Annotated in this window: 13 protein-coding genes; 5 read left to right on the top strand and 8 right to left on the bottom strand. The window is 70.8% G+C overall.

Annotated features, from left to right (window positions below; translation table 11 throughout):
- Positions 1-144: 144 nt before the first annotated feature.
- Genes CBM981_RS10310 through CBM981_RS10300 form a run of 3 tightly spaced genes read right to left on the bottom strand, consistent with a single transcriptional unit; the run spans position 145 to position 3,719 of the window.
- Positions 145-879: an NYN domain-containing protein gene (locus tag CBM981_RS10310; protein ID WP_087068334.1), complete on the bottom strand. Its 735-nt coding sequence runs from the start codon at positions 877-879 to the stop codon at positions 145-147.
- Positions 876-2,246: a (Fe-S)-binding protein gene (locus tag CBM981_RS10305; RefSeq protein ID WP_087068333.1), complete on the bottom strand. Its 1,371-nt coding sequence runs from the start codon at positions 2,244-2,246 to the stop codon at positions 876-878. The genes CBM981_RS10310 and CBM981_RS10305 overlap by 4 nt, the downstream gene beginning before the upstream one ends.
- Before the next feature lie 18 nt (positions 2,247-2,264).
- The gene (locus CBM981_RS10300; RefSeq protein WP_087068332.1) at positions 2,265-3,719 is read right to left on the bottom strand and encodes an NADP-dependent isocitrate dehydrogenase; all 1,455 of its coding nucleotides are present in this window, start codon (positions 3,717-3,719) and stop codon (positions 2,265-2,267) included.
- Between the two features lie 68 nt (positions 3,720-3,787).
- On the opposite strand from CBM981_RS10300, the gene CBM981_RS10295 reads away from it, so the two are divergent.
- The 5 genes from CBM981_RS10295 (at position 3,788) to CBM981_RS10275 (ending at position 9,841) form a co-directional block, all read left to right on the top strand.
- The gene (locus tag CBM981_RS10295; RefSeq protein WP_087068331.1) at positions 3,788-4,249 is read left to right on the top strand and encodes a hypothetical protein; all 462 of its coding nucleotides are present in this window, start codon (positions 3,788-3,790) and stop codon (positions 4,247-4,249) included.
- Between the two features lie 78 nt (positions 4,250-4,327).
- On the top strand, positions 4,328-5,041 hold the full coding sequence (locus CBM981_RS10290; RefSeq protein WP_087068330.1) for a heme oxygenase (biliverdin-producing): 714 nt from the start codon (positions 4,328-4,330) through the stop codon (positions 5,039-5,041).
- Positions 5,042-5,137: 96 nt separating this feature from the next.
- Positions 5,138-6,157, top strand: coding sequence for a glycosyltransferase (locus tag CBM981_RS10285; RefSeq protein ID WP_087068329.1), 1,020 nt, complete (start codon positions 5,138-5,140; stop codon positions 6,155-6,157).
- Between the two features lie 27 nt (positions 6,158-6,184).
- Positions 6,185-8,587 carry a UvrD-helicase domain-containing protein gene (locus CBM981_RS10280; RefSeq protein ID WP_087068328.1) on the top strand — a complete coding sequence of 801 codons (2,403 nt, stop codon included), beginning with the start codon at positions 6,185-6,187 and terminating at the stop codon, positions 8,585-8,587.
- 9 nt (positions 8,588-8,596) lie between these two features.
- A complete protein-coding gene (locus tag CBM981_RS10275; protein ID WP_087068327.1) occupies positions 8,597-9,841 on the top strand; it encodes a CCA tRNA nucleotidyltransferase in 1,245 nt (414 codons plus the stop codon).
- Here CBM981_RS10275 and CBM981_RS10270 read toward each other — a convergent pair.
- From CBM981_RS10270 to CBM981_RS10250, 5 genes are read right to left on the bottom strand one after another with little or no spacing between them, the layout of a single operon-like run.
- Complete coding sequence (locus CBM981_RS10270) at positions 9,838-10,488, bottom strand: HupE/UreJ family protein (protein WP_087068326.1); 651 nt, start codon at positions 10,486-10,488, stop codon at positions 9,838-9,840. The two genes, CBM981_RS10275 and CBM981_RS10270, sit on opposite strands and share 4 nt — an antisense overlap.
- Positions 10,485-11,114, bottom strand: coding sequence for a HupE/UreJ family protein (locus CBM981_RS10265; protein ID WP_087068325.1), 630 nt, complete (start codon positions 11,112-11,114; stop codon positions 10,485-10,487). Before CBM981_RS10265 ends, CBM981_RS10270 begins: the two co-directional genes overlap by 4 nt.
- A 3-nt stretch (positions 11,115-11,117) precedes the next feature.
- On the bottom strand, positions 11,118-12,140 hold the full coding sequence (locus CBM981_RS10260) for a HupE/UreJ family protein (protein ID WP_087068324.1): 1,023 nt from the start codon (positions 12,138-12,140) through the stop codon (positions 11,118-11,120).
- Positions 12,137-13,093 carry a peptidyl-prolyl cis-trans isomerase gene (locus CBM981_RS10255; RefSeq protein ID WP_087068323.1) on the bottom strand — a complete coding sequence of 319 codons (957 nt, stop codon included), beginning with the start codon at positions 13,091-13,093 and terminating at the stop codon, positions 12,137-12,139. Before CBM981_RS10255 ends, CBM981_RS10260 begins: the two co-directional genes overlap by 4 nt.
- On the bottom strand, positions 13,093-15,009 hold the full coding sequence (locus tag CBM981_RS10250; RefSeq protein WP_225867345.1) for a DUF3604 domain-containing protein: 1,917 nt from the start codon (positions 15,007-15,009) through the stop codon (positions 13,093-13,095). The genes CBM981_RS10255 and CBM981_RS10250 overlap by 1 nt, the downstream gene beginning before the upstream one ends.
- Between the last annotated feature and the right edge of the window lie 406 nt (positions 15,010-15,415).

Genomic DNA, 15,415 nt, shown 5'->3' with positions numbered 1-15,415 from the left:
CGTTACCCGTCTGATCCCCGTCCACCACTTCGCTTTCGATGGATCCAGTGAAATCCCAGCGGTGGTTCACGGGTCTGGTATCCACATGTTCATAGTGAACTACTGGCGGTCGATGCATTTACCTTGTGCATAGCGCCCATGGCCTCAGCCCCCGCGCAGCCGCACTGAGAGGTGCATCTGGGAGCTGCCCGGGCTCACCGGCACTTCCTTCACGGTGAGGTAGTTCTGGGCCTTCACCAGTTCGCTCAGTTTGCGGAAGCCGTAGTTGCGGGCATCAAAGGATGGGTCGTTCTTCTGCAGCAGGCTGCCCACCATGCCCAACGGCGCCCAGCCGTCGTCCTGGGTCACGGCCGTGATCGCTTCGCACAGGAACGGCTTCAGCGGCGGTGCGTCGTTGTCGCTCTGGCGGCCGCCGCCGCCTGAGCCGGTGCTGCTGCCCGAGCGTTTGAGGATGTCGGTATAGAGGAAGCGATCGCAGGCGGCCACGAACGCCTTCGGCGTTTTCCGCTCGCCGAAGCCGATCACCAGCAGCCCCTCCTCGCGGATGCGGGTGGCCAGCCGGGTGAAGTCGCTGTCGGAGGACACCAGGCAGAAGCCGTCCACCCGGCCGCCGTGCAGCAGGTCCATCGCATCGATGATCAGGGCTGAATCGGTGGCGTTCTTGCCGCTCGTGTAGCTGAACTGCTGCACCGGCTGGATCGCGTGCACGTTCAGCACCTCCTTCCAGCTGCTCAGCTGTGGCGTGGTCCAGTCGCCATAGGCCCGTTTCACCGTGGCGGTGCCCACCTGGGACACCTCCGCCAGCAGGTCGCTGATCACCGCCGCCTGGGCGTTGTCGGAATCGATCAGCACCGCCAGGTTCGGCGCCTCGCGGCTCATGCTTGCGCTCCGGCCTGCCAGCTTTGATCCAGCAGCTGGATCGGGTGCAGCACCGGCAGCGCCGCGCCTGCCTCGCCATCGAGGTGGCGGCGCAGCTGCATCGTGCAGCCGATGTTGGCGCTGCTCACCAGCTCTGCGCCCGTGCCGGCCAGGTCGGCCGCCTTGATCCGTCCCAGCTCCGCCGCCTCCTCGGGCTGCACCAGGTTGTAGATGCCGGCGCTGCCGCAGCACACCCCCGCCTCCATGGCCTCCACCAACCGCAGGTGGGGGATCGCCCGCAGCAGAGCGCGCGGCTCGGCGCTGATGCCCTGGCCGTGGAGCATGTGGCAGGCGTCGTGGAAGGCCACCGTGAGCGGCCGCTCGGCGCTGGCCGGCGTGCCATTGGGGTGGGCCAGCGGTTGCAGCTGAGCGCGGAAACCCTCGCTGAGCCCCAGCTGCGCCAGAAATTCATGGATGTCGGCCACCGGCGCTGGAAAATCACCGCTGGCCAGCCGCCCGTAGGCCTTCATCGTGTGGCCGCAGCCCGAAGCCGCCACCAGCACCGCATCGAGCGGCTCGGCCCCAGCCGGCCGCTCCGGCCCCAGCACCGCCGTGAAGCTGGCCACCAGGGCATCGGCCAGGGCCCGGGTGTGGGCCTCCTCGCCCTGGTGGTGGGTCACGGCGCCGCAGCAGCCCTGCGCCGGTGGGATCACCACCTCGACGCCGTTGGCGCTCAGCACCCGCACCGCCGCGGCATTCACTTCGGGGTCGAACAGCCGCTGCACGCAGCCCAGCACCAGCCCCACCCGGGCGCGGCGTTCGCCCCGGGCCGGCACCACCACCGGGAAGCCGTCGATGAACGCCTCGGGGGCCAGGGGCGGCAGCAGCCGCTCCATCGCCTCCAGCTGGGGGCCGAGCAGGCGGGTGAGGCCGCTGCGGCGCGCCAGCCCCTGCAGCGGCGTGCCGGCGTAGGCCCGCAGCGGCGTGAGGGCGGCGCGCAGGCGCCGGGGGTAGGGCAGCAGGGCGAACAGCAGCCTGCGGAAGGCGTTCGCCGCCGGGCTGCGCAGCTCCGGCGCGTTGAGCTTGGGGCGGGTGGCCTCGATCAGCTGGTCGTAGCGCACCCCCGAGGGGCAGGCCGTGACGCAGGCCAGGCAGCCCAGGCAGCTGTCGAAGTGCCGGGCCACCGTGGCATCGAGCTCCAGCTCACCGGCCTCGATCGCCTTGAGGGCATGGATGCGGCCCCGCGGCGAATCCATCTCCGTGCCCAGCACCCGGTAGCTGGCGCAGCTGGGCAGACAGAAGCCGCAGTGCACGCAGGGGTCGGTGGCGGAGAGCGCCGCCAGGGGCGGAGCCGCGGGGGAGGGAGCCGGGGAGCCGGTGGCTGTCATCAGGCGAGTCTGCCCCGCTCACCCCCCGAAGTGGCGCACCACGGCCTCGGCGAAGCCCGAACAGCTCACCGGCTCCACCGGCGGTTCCATCAGCCGCGCCAGGTCATAGGTGACCTCCTGATTGGCGATGGCGGCGCTCAGCCCCGCGGTGATCAGGTCGGCGGCCTCCTGCCAGCCCATGTACTCCAGCATCATCACGCCGCTGAGGATCACCGAGCCGGGGTTGATCCGGTCGAGGCCGGCGTGCTTCGGGGCGGTGCCGTGGGTGGCCTCGAAGATGGCGGCGGTGTCGCCGATGTTGGCGCCGGGCGCCATGCCCAGGCCGCCCACCACCGCGGCGGCAGCATCGGAGATGTAGTCGCCGTTGAGGTTGAGGGTGGCCAGCACCGAGTAGTCGGCCGGGCGGGTCTGGATCTGCTGGAAGATGCTGTCGGCGATGCGGTCGTCCACCATCACCATCTGCTTCCACTGGCCGTTGCCGTGGCTGGCGCCGATCGCCTCCAGCACCCCCTGCACCTCGGCGCAGATCGCCTCCTTCTTCTCCGGCGTCAGCGCGTCGTAGCCCGGGTCCACCATGCGGGCGTTGGCCTCGATGCTCAGGCCGGGGTTGCGGTCGGCGTTGTCGAGGATCCAGCTCTCGCGCTCCGTGACGCACTCGCTGCGGAACTCGGTGGTGGCCAGCTCATAGCCCCAGTCGCGGAAGGCTCCTTCCGTGAACTTCATGATGTTGCCCTTGTGCACCAGGGTCACGTGGCGCTTGCCGCCCTCCAGGCGCAGGGCGTGCTGGATCGCCTTGCGGATGTGGCGCTGGCTGCCGTGCTTGCTCACCGGCTTGATGCCGATGCCGGCGCCGGTGGGAATGAGCCGCTTGCCGAGCTTGCCGTTGGCCGGGATCACCACGGTGTTGAGGTGCTCGATCAGCTCCACGCACACCGGATCGGTGGCTTCCCACTCGATCCCCATGTAGATGTCCTCGGTGTTCTCCCGGTACACGATCACGTCCAGATCCTGCGGACGCTTGTGGGGGCTGGGGGTGCCGGCGTAGTAGCGGCAGGGCCGCACGCAGCAGTACAGATCGAAGATCTGGCGCAGGGCCACGTTCAGCGAGCGGATGCCGCCGCCGATTGGCGTGGTGAGGGGCCCCTTGATCGCCACCCCGTAGGTGCGGATGGCGGTGAGGGTGTCCTCCGGCAGGTACTGGTAGGTGCCGTAGAGGTCGCAGGCCTCGTCGCCGGCGTACACCTTGAACCACTCGATGCGGCGCTCGCCGCCGTAGGCCCTGGCCACCGCCGCATCCAGCACCCGCTGGGTGGCGGGCCAGATGTCCACACCCGTGCCGTCGCCGCGGATGAAGGGGATGATCGGGTCGTTCGGCACCACCGGCAGGCCGTCCTCGAAGCGGATGGCGGTACCGCTGCTGGGGGGGGTGAGCTTCTCGAAGCTCACAGGCGCGGTCACGGGGCTGGTAGCCATTCCTGCGGCACTGGAGGTGCGGCGAGCCTAGGTTTTGACTCAGTGCGGTTCTGCTCAGGGGAAACGGCATGAACGCCGCCGACCAGGCCAGAAATCTGGAACTGGCCCAGGCGATCGCCTCGGCGGCGGCCCTGTTCCGGGCCCAGTTCCCCGATGCCCGCGCCAACCTCACGCCCTGGCGCGACGATCCCTGCACCCGCGAGTTCGCCGACACCGAGAGCGTGGACCTCTCCTTCCACCTGCCCGGCTGGAGCCCCCGCAGCCAGTGCCGCTCGTTTCTGGTGCAGCTGCGGCTCGACTGCGCGCCGGTCCGCCACGGCTCCGGCGCGGGGGCGGCCGGGCGGCCGCGGCTGCTCGGCGTGCTGATCCGCGGCCTCACCTATGAATCGGAGCGCTGGCGGCTCGCCACCGTGGGCGACTGGCACCCCACCGGCAGCCATCTGCCCGACGCCGCCGCGGTGGCCAAGCTGCAGCAGTTCTGCCGCGACCTCTTCGATCTGTTCGAGGTGAACGGCGCCTGCGCCGCGTAACCCTTCGCAATCTTGACAGCGCCGCAGCAAACGCCACGCCTACGGTGGCCCCTGCCCGTGTCGCGCTGCCGCCAGGTCATGTCCGTTGCTCTCGCCTCCCAGTTGCGTGAAGGCACCAAGAAGGCCCACACCATGGCCGAGAACACCGGCTTCGTGAGCTGCTTCCTCAAGGGGGTGGTGGACAAGGCCAGCTACCGCACCCTGGTGGCCGACCTCTACTTCGTGTACTCCGCCATGGAGGAGGAGTTCGCCAGGCTGCGCAGCCACCCGGTGGTGGGTCCGGTGGCCTTCCCCGAGCTCAACCGCCGCGAGAGCCTCGAGCAGGATCTCGCCTTCTACTTCGGCCCCGACTGGCGCAGTGCCGTGAAGGCCACCCCCGCCGCCCAGGAGTACGTGGCGCGGCTGCACCAGGTGGCCAGCGAGAGCCCCGAGCTGCTGGTGGGCCACCACTACACCCGCTACATCGGCGATCTCTCCGGCGGCCAGATCCTCAAGAACATCGCCCAGAAGGCGATGAACCTCGGCGATCACGATGGCCTGCGCTTCTACGAGTTCGATGCCATTCCGGATGAGAAGGCCTTCAAGGTGAACTACCGGGCCACGCTCGACCAGCTGCCGATCGACCAGGCCACGGCCGACCGGATCGTGGCGGAGGCCAACCATGCCTTCCACCTGAACATGAAGATGTTCCAGGAGCTGGAAGGCAACCTGATCGCCGCCATCGGCAAGGTGCTCTTCGGCTTCCTCACCCGCCGCCAGCGCACCGGCAGCACCGAGGCCGTGGCGGCCTGAGCCCGTCCATCTGACAGGGTCCACCTGACAGCGTTCCAGGCTGCGTCAGAGTCGGGTGGCGTGTGCCCCCGGCCCTTGCGACCGCTTCGTGTTCTCGTGCCCGGCACCGGCGGCCGCCTGCGCGGCGGCGGCCTGCTGGTGGAGCTGCAGACAGCCCGGCTGCTGCAGCAGCTGGTGCCCACCGAGGTGGTCACCTACCGGCGGCGGGAGCCGGAGCACCCCTTCCTGGCCGATCTGCTGCGGGCCGAGCCGCGGCGGGATCCCGCCGCCGCCCGGGCGCTCTGGATCGTGAGCTGGGGCTTCGATGTGCCGCGCCAGCTGCGGGCCCTGCGCGGCCGCCCCGTGGCCTACCACGCCCACAGCAGCGGCTACGGCTTCGCCCTGCCGGCCGGCGTGCCGGTGCTGGCGGTGAGCCGCAACACCCTCGGCTACTGGGGCCAGTGGGCCAGCCGCAACCCCCTGGCCCTGGTGCCCAATGCCCTCGATCCGAAGTGGCTCGAGCGGGGCCGCCGCGACGGCTCCGGCGAGCGGCCCATCGACGTGCTGGTGCAGCAGCGCAAGAGCAGCGCCTACCTGCTGGAGGTGCTGGTGCCGGCCCTGCGGCGCCGGGGCCTGCGGGTGGAGGTGCAGGCCGGCTGGGTCGACGACCTGGTGGACCTGTTCAACAGCGCCGCCGTGGTGCTCTACGACTCGGCTGACCACTGGCGGGGGAGCGGCGTGAGCGAGGGCTTCGGCCTGCCGCCCCTGGAGGCGCTGGCCTGCGGCTGCGTGGTGTTCAGCAGCCTCAACCACGCCCTGGCCGACAGCCTCGACCCCGGCCGCCTCGGCCACCAGCTCGGCGCCGGCACCCTCAGCGCCGACCTGGAGCGGATCAGCGCCGCCGTGGCCGCTCCGGCCGCCTGGCGCGCCCCGGCCGCCGAGCTGGATGCCCTGCTGGCGGCCAGCAGCGAGGCGGCCCAGCTGGAGCGCTGGCGCCAGGCCCTCACCCGCGTGAACGACCACTGGGACCGCCTGCTGGCCGGGGAGCCGCCGCTGCAGGCCCCGCCGCTGTGGCGGCTGCGGGCCCGGCGCTGGTGCAGGCGGCTGCAGCGGGTGCTGGCGCGGCGCGGTGCCTAGGGTGCAAAGCGCATTCCTGGCCCGTGGATGAGCGCCTTCCTGGCCGGCCTCAATGAAGCCCAGCGCAAGGCGGTGGACCACCACACCGGTCCGCTGCTGGTGGTGGCCGGGGCCGGCAGCGGCAAGACGCGGGCCCTCACCCACCGCATCGCCCACCTGATCGGCCACCACGGCGCCGATCCGGCCGAGCTGCTGGCCGTGACCTTCACCAACAAGGCCGCCCGGGAGATGAAGGAGCGGCTGGAGCTGCTGCTGGCCCAGAAGCTGGCCCAGAGCCAGTTCGGCCAGCCCTGGAGCACCCTGCCGCTGCTGGAGCAGCGCCAGCTGCGCAGCCGCATCTACCGCGAGGTCATCAAGGACCTCTGGATCGGCACCTTCCACGCCCTGTTCGCCCGGCTGCTGCGCTTCGACATCGACAAGTTCCGCGACCCCGAGGGCCTGAGCTGGACGCGGCAGTTCTCCATCTACGACGAGGGCGACGCCCAGAGCCTGGTGAAGGAGATCGTGACCCAGGAGCTGGGCCTCGACCCCAAGCGCTTCGAGCCCAAGAAGGTGCGCTGGGCGATCAGCAACGCCAAGAACCAGGGCTGGATGCCCGAGCAGCTGGAAGCCGACGCCGGCGGCCAGCGGGGCAGGCTGATGGCCGAAACCTACCGGCGCTACCGCCGCGCCCTGGCCGCCAACAACGCCCTCGACTTCGACGACCTGCTGCTGCTGCCCGTGCAGCTGCTGCGCCAGAACGACCAGATCCGCCACTACTGGCACCGCCGCTTCCGCCACGTGCTGGTGGACGAGTACCAGGACACCAACCGCACCCAGTACGAGCTGATCAAGCTGCTGGTGACCGACGGCCAGGATCCCGAGGCCTATGACAACTGGAGTGGCCGCTCGGTGTTCGTGGTGGGCGACGCCGACCAGAGCATCTACAGCTTCCGGGCGGCCGACTTCACGATCCTGATGGGCTTCCAGGACGACTTCGGCGACGGCGCCGCCGATGAGGCCACCCGCACGATGGTGAAGCTGGAGGAGAACTACCGCTCCACCGCCACGATCCTGGAGGCGGCCAACGCCCTGATCGCCCACAACACCGAGCGCATCGACAAGGTGCTGCGTCCCACCCGGGGCGAAGGTGAGCCCATCACCCTCACCCGCTGCGACGACGAGATCGCCGAGGCCGAGGCGGTGGTGCACCGCATGCGCATGCTCGAGGCCGCCCACGGCGAACTGCGCTGGGGCGACATGGCGGTGCTTTACCGCACCAATGCCCAGAGCCGCGCCATGGAGGAATCGCTGGTGCGCTGGGGCATTCCCTACATCGTGGTGGGCGGCCTGCGCTTCTACGACCGGCGCGAGATCAAGGACATGCTCGCCTACCTGAAGCTGCTGGTGAATCCGGCCGACACGGTGAGCCTGCTGCGGGTGCTGAACACGCCCAAGCGGGGCATCGGCAAGACCACGATCGAGCGCCTCACCGACGCGGCCAACCAGCTGGGCATCCCGCTCTGGGAGGTGGTGAGCGATGCCGAAGCCGTGCGCTCCCTGGGGGGCCGCTCGGCCAAGGGGCTGCTGCAGTTCCGTGAGTTGCTCGGTGATCTGCAGGCCCGCAGCCAGGACGCCCCCCCTTCGGAGCTGGTGCAGCGGGTGATGGAGCAGAGCGGCTACCTGGCCGAGCTGATCGCCGACGGCACCGACGAGGCCGAAGACCGTCGCCGCAACCTCAACGAGCTGGTGAACGCCGCCCTGCAGTACCAGGAGGAGAACGAGGAGGGTTCGCTCGAGGATTTCCTCGCCTCCGCCGCCCTGGCGAGCGATGCCGACAGCAAGGACACCGAGCAGGACCGGGTGACCCTGATGACCCTGCACGCCAGCAAGGGGTTGGAGTTTCCGGTGGTGTTCCTGGTGGGGATGGAGCAGGGGCTGTTCCCCAGCTACCGCTCCCTGGAGGATCCGGCCGCCATGGAGGAGGAGCGGCGCCTCTGCTACGTGGGCATCACCCGCGCCAAGGAGCGCCTGTTCCTCTCCCACGCCAGCGAGCGGCGGCTGTGGGGCGGCATGCGTGAACCGGCAGTGCCGTCGGTGTTCCTCGGCGAGCTGCCCGAGGAGCTGGTGCAGGGGGACATCCCCCGCAGCGGCGGTGCCGCCATCCGGCGGGAGCAGCGGCTCGACCGGCTCACCCGGGTGGATCGGGAGGACAGCCGGCGCGTGGCGGCGGGGGGGGTGGGCGGCGCGCCTGCCAACGCCGTGCGCCGCCGGGGTGCCGGTGCCGCCAGGACCTGGGCGGTGGGGGATCGCCTGCGCCACAGCGCCTTCGGCGAAGGCCATGTGACCCACCTGTTCGGCAGCGGCGAGAAGATCTCGATCGCCGTGAAGTTCGAGGGCATGGGCCCCAAGATCCTCGATCCGCGCCTGGCGCCGATCGAGCCGCTCTGAGGCGGCGGCTTGGACGTTCCCGGCGTTCCCCCGGCCCTCTCGGCCGCCCTGGTGGCGGCGGCGCGCGCTGGCGGCCCGGCCCAGCGGCTGGCCCTGGTGGGCGGGGCCGTGCGCGATCTGCTGCTGCACCGGGTGCACAACGATCCCTGGCGCGGGGTGCCCGATCTGGATCTGGTGGCGGATGACTCCGCCATCGCCCTGGTGCGACGGCTGGAGGCGCTGCTGCCACCGGGGTCGCTGCGGAGCGCCCAGGAGCACGGGGCCTACGGCACCGTGGAGGTGGAGCTGCGGATCGACGGGCAGACGGTGCTGCTGGATGTGGCCACCGCCCGCCGCGAGACCTATCCGCAGCCGGGCGAGAACCCGAAGGTGGTGCCGGGCGTTCTCGCGGATGATCTGGCCCGCCGCGACTTCACCATCAATGCCATCGCCCTGGATCTGGCCAGTGGCGAGCTGCTCGATCCCCACGGCGGCCAGGCCGACCTGCAGCGGCGGGAGCTGCGGCTGCTGCATCCCCACAGCCTGCGCGACGATCCCAGCCGCCTGGTGCGCGGTGCCCGCTACGCGGCCCGGCTCGGCTTCCGGCTGGAGCCCGGCAGCCGCGAGCAGGCCCGCCGCACCCTGGCAGCCTGGCCCTGGGCCTGGCACTCCGGCGAGCGGCCGGGCCAGGCGCCGGCGGCCCTGGGCACCCGGCTGCGGATGGAGTTCGAGCTGCTGCTGTTGCGGGAGCCCTGGCCGGTGGCGCTGGCGATCCTGCAGGAGTGGGGCGGCCTGGCCCTGCTGGATGCCCGCCTTCAGGCTGATCGCCACTGGCGCCGCCGCCTGCGCTGGGCCCAGCGGTCCGGCCTGCCCCTGCTGGTGGCCCTGGTGGCGGGAGCCGCCGATCCCCTCGCCCTGGCGGAGCGGCTGCAGCTGCCCCATCGCCAGCACCGCCTGCTGGCCCAGTGGCTGGAGCTGCGGGACCGGCTGGCTGGCCTGAAGGCCGGGGCCGGGAACGATGCCGAGCCCCCCTCAGTGGCGGCCTGGTGCGGAGCCCTGGAGGCCCCGGGTGGTTCGCCGGAAGCGGTGCTGCTGGCCCTGATCACCGGCAGCGGTCCGCGCCGGCCGCTGCTGCGCTGGTGGCTGCGCTGGCGCCACCTGCAGGCCCCGGAGGCGGCGGCCGACCTGATCGCCCGGGGGGTGCGGCCCGGTCCGGCCCTGGGGGCAGAGCTGCGGCGCCTGCGGGAGGTGCGGCTGGGGCAGGAGCGCCCTTAGCCCCGGGCCGCCCAGCCCAGCATCAGCATCCCGGCCGCCGCGATCCAGCTGCCGAGCACCCGTTGGCCGATCGCCAGCCAGGGGCGCTGGATCGTGAGCAGCTGGCCGCAGAGCAGCGCCAGGATCACGGCCACCCCGGACGCCGCGCCGGCCAGGGCGAGCAGGCCCCCGCCGTGGCTCATCGTGGCGCCGTTGGTGCTGCCCTGCAGCAGGCTCAGGACGCCCGCCACGCCCAGCCACCCCTGCGGGTGCAGGCGCACCCGCAGGGCCACCAGCAGCCCGCAGACCATGAAGCCCAGGTTGGCCACCAGCGCCATGTCGCCCGTTTCCGGCAGCCCCAGGCCGATCCATCCCCCCAGGAGCCAGGCCCCGGGCACCACGGCCAGCGCCCACCGGCAGGCCGCGGGCCCCTGCTGCACGGCCCACAGGCCCAGGGCCAGCACCAGCAGCAGATCGGCCGGGGTGAGCACCAGATGCGCCAGCCCGTCGTAATAGCCGCCGAAACCGGTCTCCGCCAGGTGCGCCTGCGCCGGCGCAGGCGCAAGCAGCAGCGCGGCCAGCGGGGCGGCCACCAGCGCGGCCAGCAGCCGTGTGGCGATCAGGCCCCGCCGGAGCCCGGCCCGTGCGGCCCTCCCCACGCTGCTCATGCCACCGCCCGCACCAGAAACATCAGGCCGGTGAGGGCCACGCCGGCGCCGGCGGCCTGCACCAGGCGCCGCCCCCCTGGCCAGCGGCGCAGTTCCCCCAGCAGGATGCCGAGCAGGTGGAGCAGCCCCGTGGCCACCACGAATCCCAGGCTGTAGAGCAGGGCATTGCCGCCAGCCGGCAGCTCGGTGCCATGGGCGTGGCCGTGGAACACCGCGAACACCGCCACGATCGTGGCGGCGAGCCAGAGCGGCGGCCGCTGCTCCAGCAGCACCATCAGCCCCATCACCACCCCGGACACGGCGATGCCCACCTCCACAGCGGGCACGGGCACGCCCAGCAGACCGAGCAGGCCTCCGAAGGCCATCACCAGCGGGAAGGCCACCGGCAGCACCCAGATCGCCGGCGGGCCCAGCACGGCCCCCCAGAGCCCCACCGCCACCATCGCCACCATGTGATCGGGCCCCGACAGGGGGTGGAGCAGCCCGGCGGCAAGGCCGCTGGCCTGGCCCCCTTCCACATGGGCTTGGGCGGCCTGGGGCAGCAGGGCCATGGCCAGCACCAGCCAGGGCACCGCGGCGGTGAGGAAGGAGCGGCGACGCAGGGAGCGAGGGGGGATCGGGGGCATGGCTCAGAATGGGAACAGCAGCCCTGAGGTGTATTTCAGCGTCCAGTAGGCCCCGGCGGTGCCCACGGCCGTGCCCGGCAGATGGCGCGCCCAGAGGGGGAAGGGAATGGCGAGCTGCGTGAACGCGCGCTTCAGGGCCAGCACCAGCAGCACGAAGAGGTCCTGGCCGATCTCGATGCCGATGTTGAACATCAGCAGCGCCACCATCAGCTCGCCGCGGGGCAGGCCCAGCACCGAGAGGCCGCTGGCATAGCCGAAGCCGTGCAGCAGCCCGAAGACGAAGGCGATCACCCAGGGCCGGCGGATCGTGAAGCTCGTTTCACCGCGCCACGATCTGGCGATCTCCAGCCCCATGAACAGGATCGAGAGCGCGATGGCCACATTCAGCGGCGGGCCCGGCACCCTCACGACACCGAGCGCCGCGGCCGTGAGCGTGAGGCTGTTCGCGATGGTGAAGGCCAGCACGGTTTTCAGTAGCGTCCAGCCGTCCTGCACGATCAGCAGCAGACCGAGCACGAAGAGCAGGTGGTCGACCCCCAGCAGGATGTGTTCGATGCCGAGCCGCAGGTAGGCGAGGGCGCCGCGGGGACCACCGTCGCGGGCACCGAGCACCACCGAGGGCTGCTCGGCTTTGAGCAGGTGGGTCTCCAGCTCGGCGCCGAGGGGCTGGAAGCGCACCAGCACATCGGTGTCCACCGCCTCGAGGCCATCGACGGCCAGGGGCTGCCCCACCAACGGCGGGGAGCAGGTGAGGGTGGAGCGGTAGATCCAGGCCGTGGCCTGCCGTTCGCTGCCCAGCTGCCCCTGCTGGCGGCAGCCCTCGGGGAAGCGGGGTGCGATCGGCAGCTGCACGCCCTGCTGCAGCGGCAGCTTCCAGAGCACCGCATAGCTGGCGGAGCCGTTGCCGGAGGTCTGCTCGGTGAGCTCCAGGTAGCCCGGCAGCAGTTCATGGGCGTGCAGGGCCTGGGGGAGCACCAGGGCCAGGCCGCACAGCACGGCCGCCAGGACGGCTCGGAGGCGCCTCATGGCGCCTGGGGGCCGGCGCCCGGAAGCTCGGGCCGCGACACCCGGTATTTGCCGAGAAGCTGGCGGTAGAGGGCCTGCTGCCGTTCCTGGCTGCGGGCGGCCCGCCACTCCCGCTCCACCTGCTGCCGGATCTGCTCGAGCGGCGGCAGCGCGCCGGGCTCCAGCGTGTCCACCCTCACCAGATGCTGGCCATAGCCCGACGGAATCGGCCCCACCCAGCGGCCCCGGGCCTGCTTCACCAGGGCGTCGGCGAAGTCGGTGCCGAACAGGCCGGCCACCTCGCCCTTCGGCATGGCTGTCACCTGCGTGGGCTGGAGCAGCAGGGGATCGCCGAGGGAGGCCCCATCCGCTGGCGGCTCCGGCCCATTCAGGCGCTCCAGGAGCCGCTGGGCGTCGGCGGCCAGGCCCTCACCGCGCCTCTGCGGATCCAGGAAGATCTGACGGAAGCCGATCTGGGGCTCGATGCGGAACCGCTCCGGATGGGCCTTCAGGAACGCCCGCAGCTCCTGGTCGCTCGGCTGGCCCTGGGAGGTCTGGTCGTCGGCGAAGAACTCCATCTTCTGCCGCAGCCGGCGGCGGATGATCGTGTCGTCGCGGTCGAGGCCGAGGGCCTGGGCTTCCCGCACCAGCACCTCGGTGCGGATGTGATCCTCGATCAGTGCCTCCAGCTCGCTGCGGCTGGGGGGGCGCTGCCAGGTGCGGGTGAAGGCGGCGGCCAGGGCCCCGGCCCGGGCCTCGCTCACCACGAGCTCGCCCCCCGGCGCCGCGCCCGGCGGACGCATCAGGCCATGGAGCAGGAAGATCGCCCCGCCGAGCGCCAGGAACCGCACGAGCGGCTCCCGCGCGGCCCTGCGCACGGGATCGGGCAGCTGGCCTGTCGAGCGGCCGAGGCGCCGGCGCAGATCCTGCAGCCGCCCCTGGAGTGGGGTCTGGTCTCCGCTGGTGCTGGTCATCAGCTGGGGGAATACCAGATCGGCGAGGTGTAGGCCCGCTCCTGCAGGCTGGCGGGCACATCCTTGGGCAGCGCCACACCGAAGAACCTGGCGTCGTAGGTGGTCCAGCGGGGGGTGGGAATCTCGAGCACCCGCACGTAGTAGAAGGCCTTCTGCTTCGGATCAAAGGCCGGATCCGTCCAGGCGGTGGCGAGGTAGGGCGCCCCGATGGCATTGCTGTAGCTCGCCTCCTTCACGTTCACGGTGTTGCCCACCGGCGGCAGCTTGCCGCCGGGCCCAGGCTTGCGGCTTCCGGACCAGGCCGCGTCGAACACCTGCTCCTTGGGCGTGCCGGAGGCATCGAGCCAGCCCTTCACGATCTGGAGGCGATCGAGATTGGCCCCATCGGGATCCCGCAGCGCCACCACCAGCAGCGTGGGCGCCTTGCCGGCCGGTGAGGCCTTCAGGTCGCCGCCCATGGGCACCCCCTTGGCATAGCCGTGGGCGGCGAAGTCGGAGCGGCTGAGATCGGAGCGGCTGAAGCCGTAGCCGGCGAACACCCTCACCCGCATCCGCGTGCCGGTGGTGGCGTACACCTCCTTGCGGGCCATGGCGTCCCAGATCGCCTCGCGGGTGTTCTCGCGGGCCCAGACAGCGGCCAGGCCGGAGGCGCTGGTCTGGCGGGCATAGATCTGATGGCCCTTCGGGGCGGGTCTGCCGGCGATCACCTCCTCGAAGCGGATCGGATCGGCGGATGGCTCCAGCACCGTCACTTTGCCGAAGAAGTTGTTCTCCTGGGTGGTGGAGAGGGAGGTGTGGGAATCGCTCGAGCCGATCATGCCGAACTTGAACGGATTCACCCCTAGCGCCGCCTCATAGGCCAGGCCCCGTTGCAAGGCCTGACGGGCGTACTCCTTCGGCAGCATCGCCGTGGTCTTGGGCTGGGGGCCGAAGCTGGCCTTGTCCCAGGTCTCGAAGTCGGCGAATTCATCGCGGCTGGAGAGGAGGGGATGGGTTTCGCCATCGCCCTTCATCTGCGTCACCTCGAAGAGCGGTTCCCATCGCTGGCGGCGGCTGGCGTAATCCCGGTCGAACGGCTGGCGTGAGGTGAGGGTCACGTCATCGAACATCAGGCCGTTCGAGAGGTTGCCGTTGTGGGGGATCGCCAGCAGTCGGCCGCCGCTGCGACGTTCGTAGGTGTCCATCCAGGCCCAGAGATCCTCCGGATCCACGCTGTCGTACTGCGAGAAGGGCACGATCGTGTCGGCCCTGGCCTTGCCGTCGCGGAACACCACATTGCGGTGCAGATTGTTTCCGTCGGGGTTGGAGGTCCACTCGAAACCGATCAGAGCCGTGAACCGGCCCGGAGCATTGAACTGCTCCGCCGCCGCGGTGAGCTGCTGCCACATCGTGCGGGCCAGCGCCGTCTGCTCCTTGAGGGGGTCCGTGCGGGCTCCCATCTGGGCCATCCAGTTGTCGTAGGCCTTGGTCACCGACGCAATGTCCCCCTTCTGCACCAGGTCGTGCTCCATGCGCCCCCAGGGGTTCTTCAGGAGTTCCGGATTGGAGGCGGCAATCGCCGGCGCCAGCCCGAGGTTCTCGGCATGGTCGGCGATCACCAGAAAGTCGAGGGGGCGGGCCAGGCGGGCCTTCACGCCTGTGCTCGAGGTCACGGTTTCGCCGCGGGCAAAGCGGTAGGCCGCCTCGGGTCCCAGCCGGTTGCCGATCATGCCGGCGTCGGTCGAATAGGAGGTGTGCAGGTGGGTGTCGCCGAAGAGCACCTGGTTGGGAAAGGTCTGCGCCGGATAGGGGGAGTAACGGCGGTTGCCGGGCGGCGTTGAGGGGATGTCGGAGATCTGCGCCGAGGCGGTGGAAACGGCCAGCAAACCCACCACGGCGCCGAGGGCTGAGGCTCGCCAGGAGGGGACTCGTGCCATGGATGCAGTCACGCTCCTCTCATCCCTAGCCATGGCGGACGCGGGATGCTGGGAATCGCCAAGGAACTCAGGGGTTGAGGGGATCTGTCACAGGTAATGGACACAGGCCCCATGCGGCAGGGGTCGGTGCGGTGCACGACGCTTCATGCAGGGGATTCCTGGGGTTTGAGTTCCTGTCGTGGGCTTGTGAACCTGCTCTGGCAACACCATTCCCTCGGACTGATCGGCAAGCACCCCCGTGAACGGAACTGACCCCGATCATTCCTGCTAGGGAGCTATAGGCCTGGGATGTCCTGGGAGGAGGGCTTTGATGCACGATCTGCTTTACAGACTCTTCTGTGACATTCTGCTGCCTGGTGTTGCAATGTAATGCGCCTGATGGTTGGTGTGCTCAAGGGGATGGGAG

The sequence above is a fragment of the Cyanobium sp. NIES-981 genome, assembly GCF_900088535.1.
In the GTDB taxonomy this organism is placed as follows: Bacteria; Cyanobacteriota; Cyanobacteriia; order PCC-6307; family Cyanobiaceae; genus NIES-981.
This window is presented reverse-complemented; position numbering and strand designations above follow the sequence as displayed.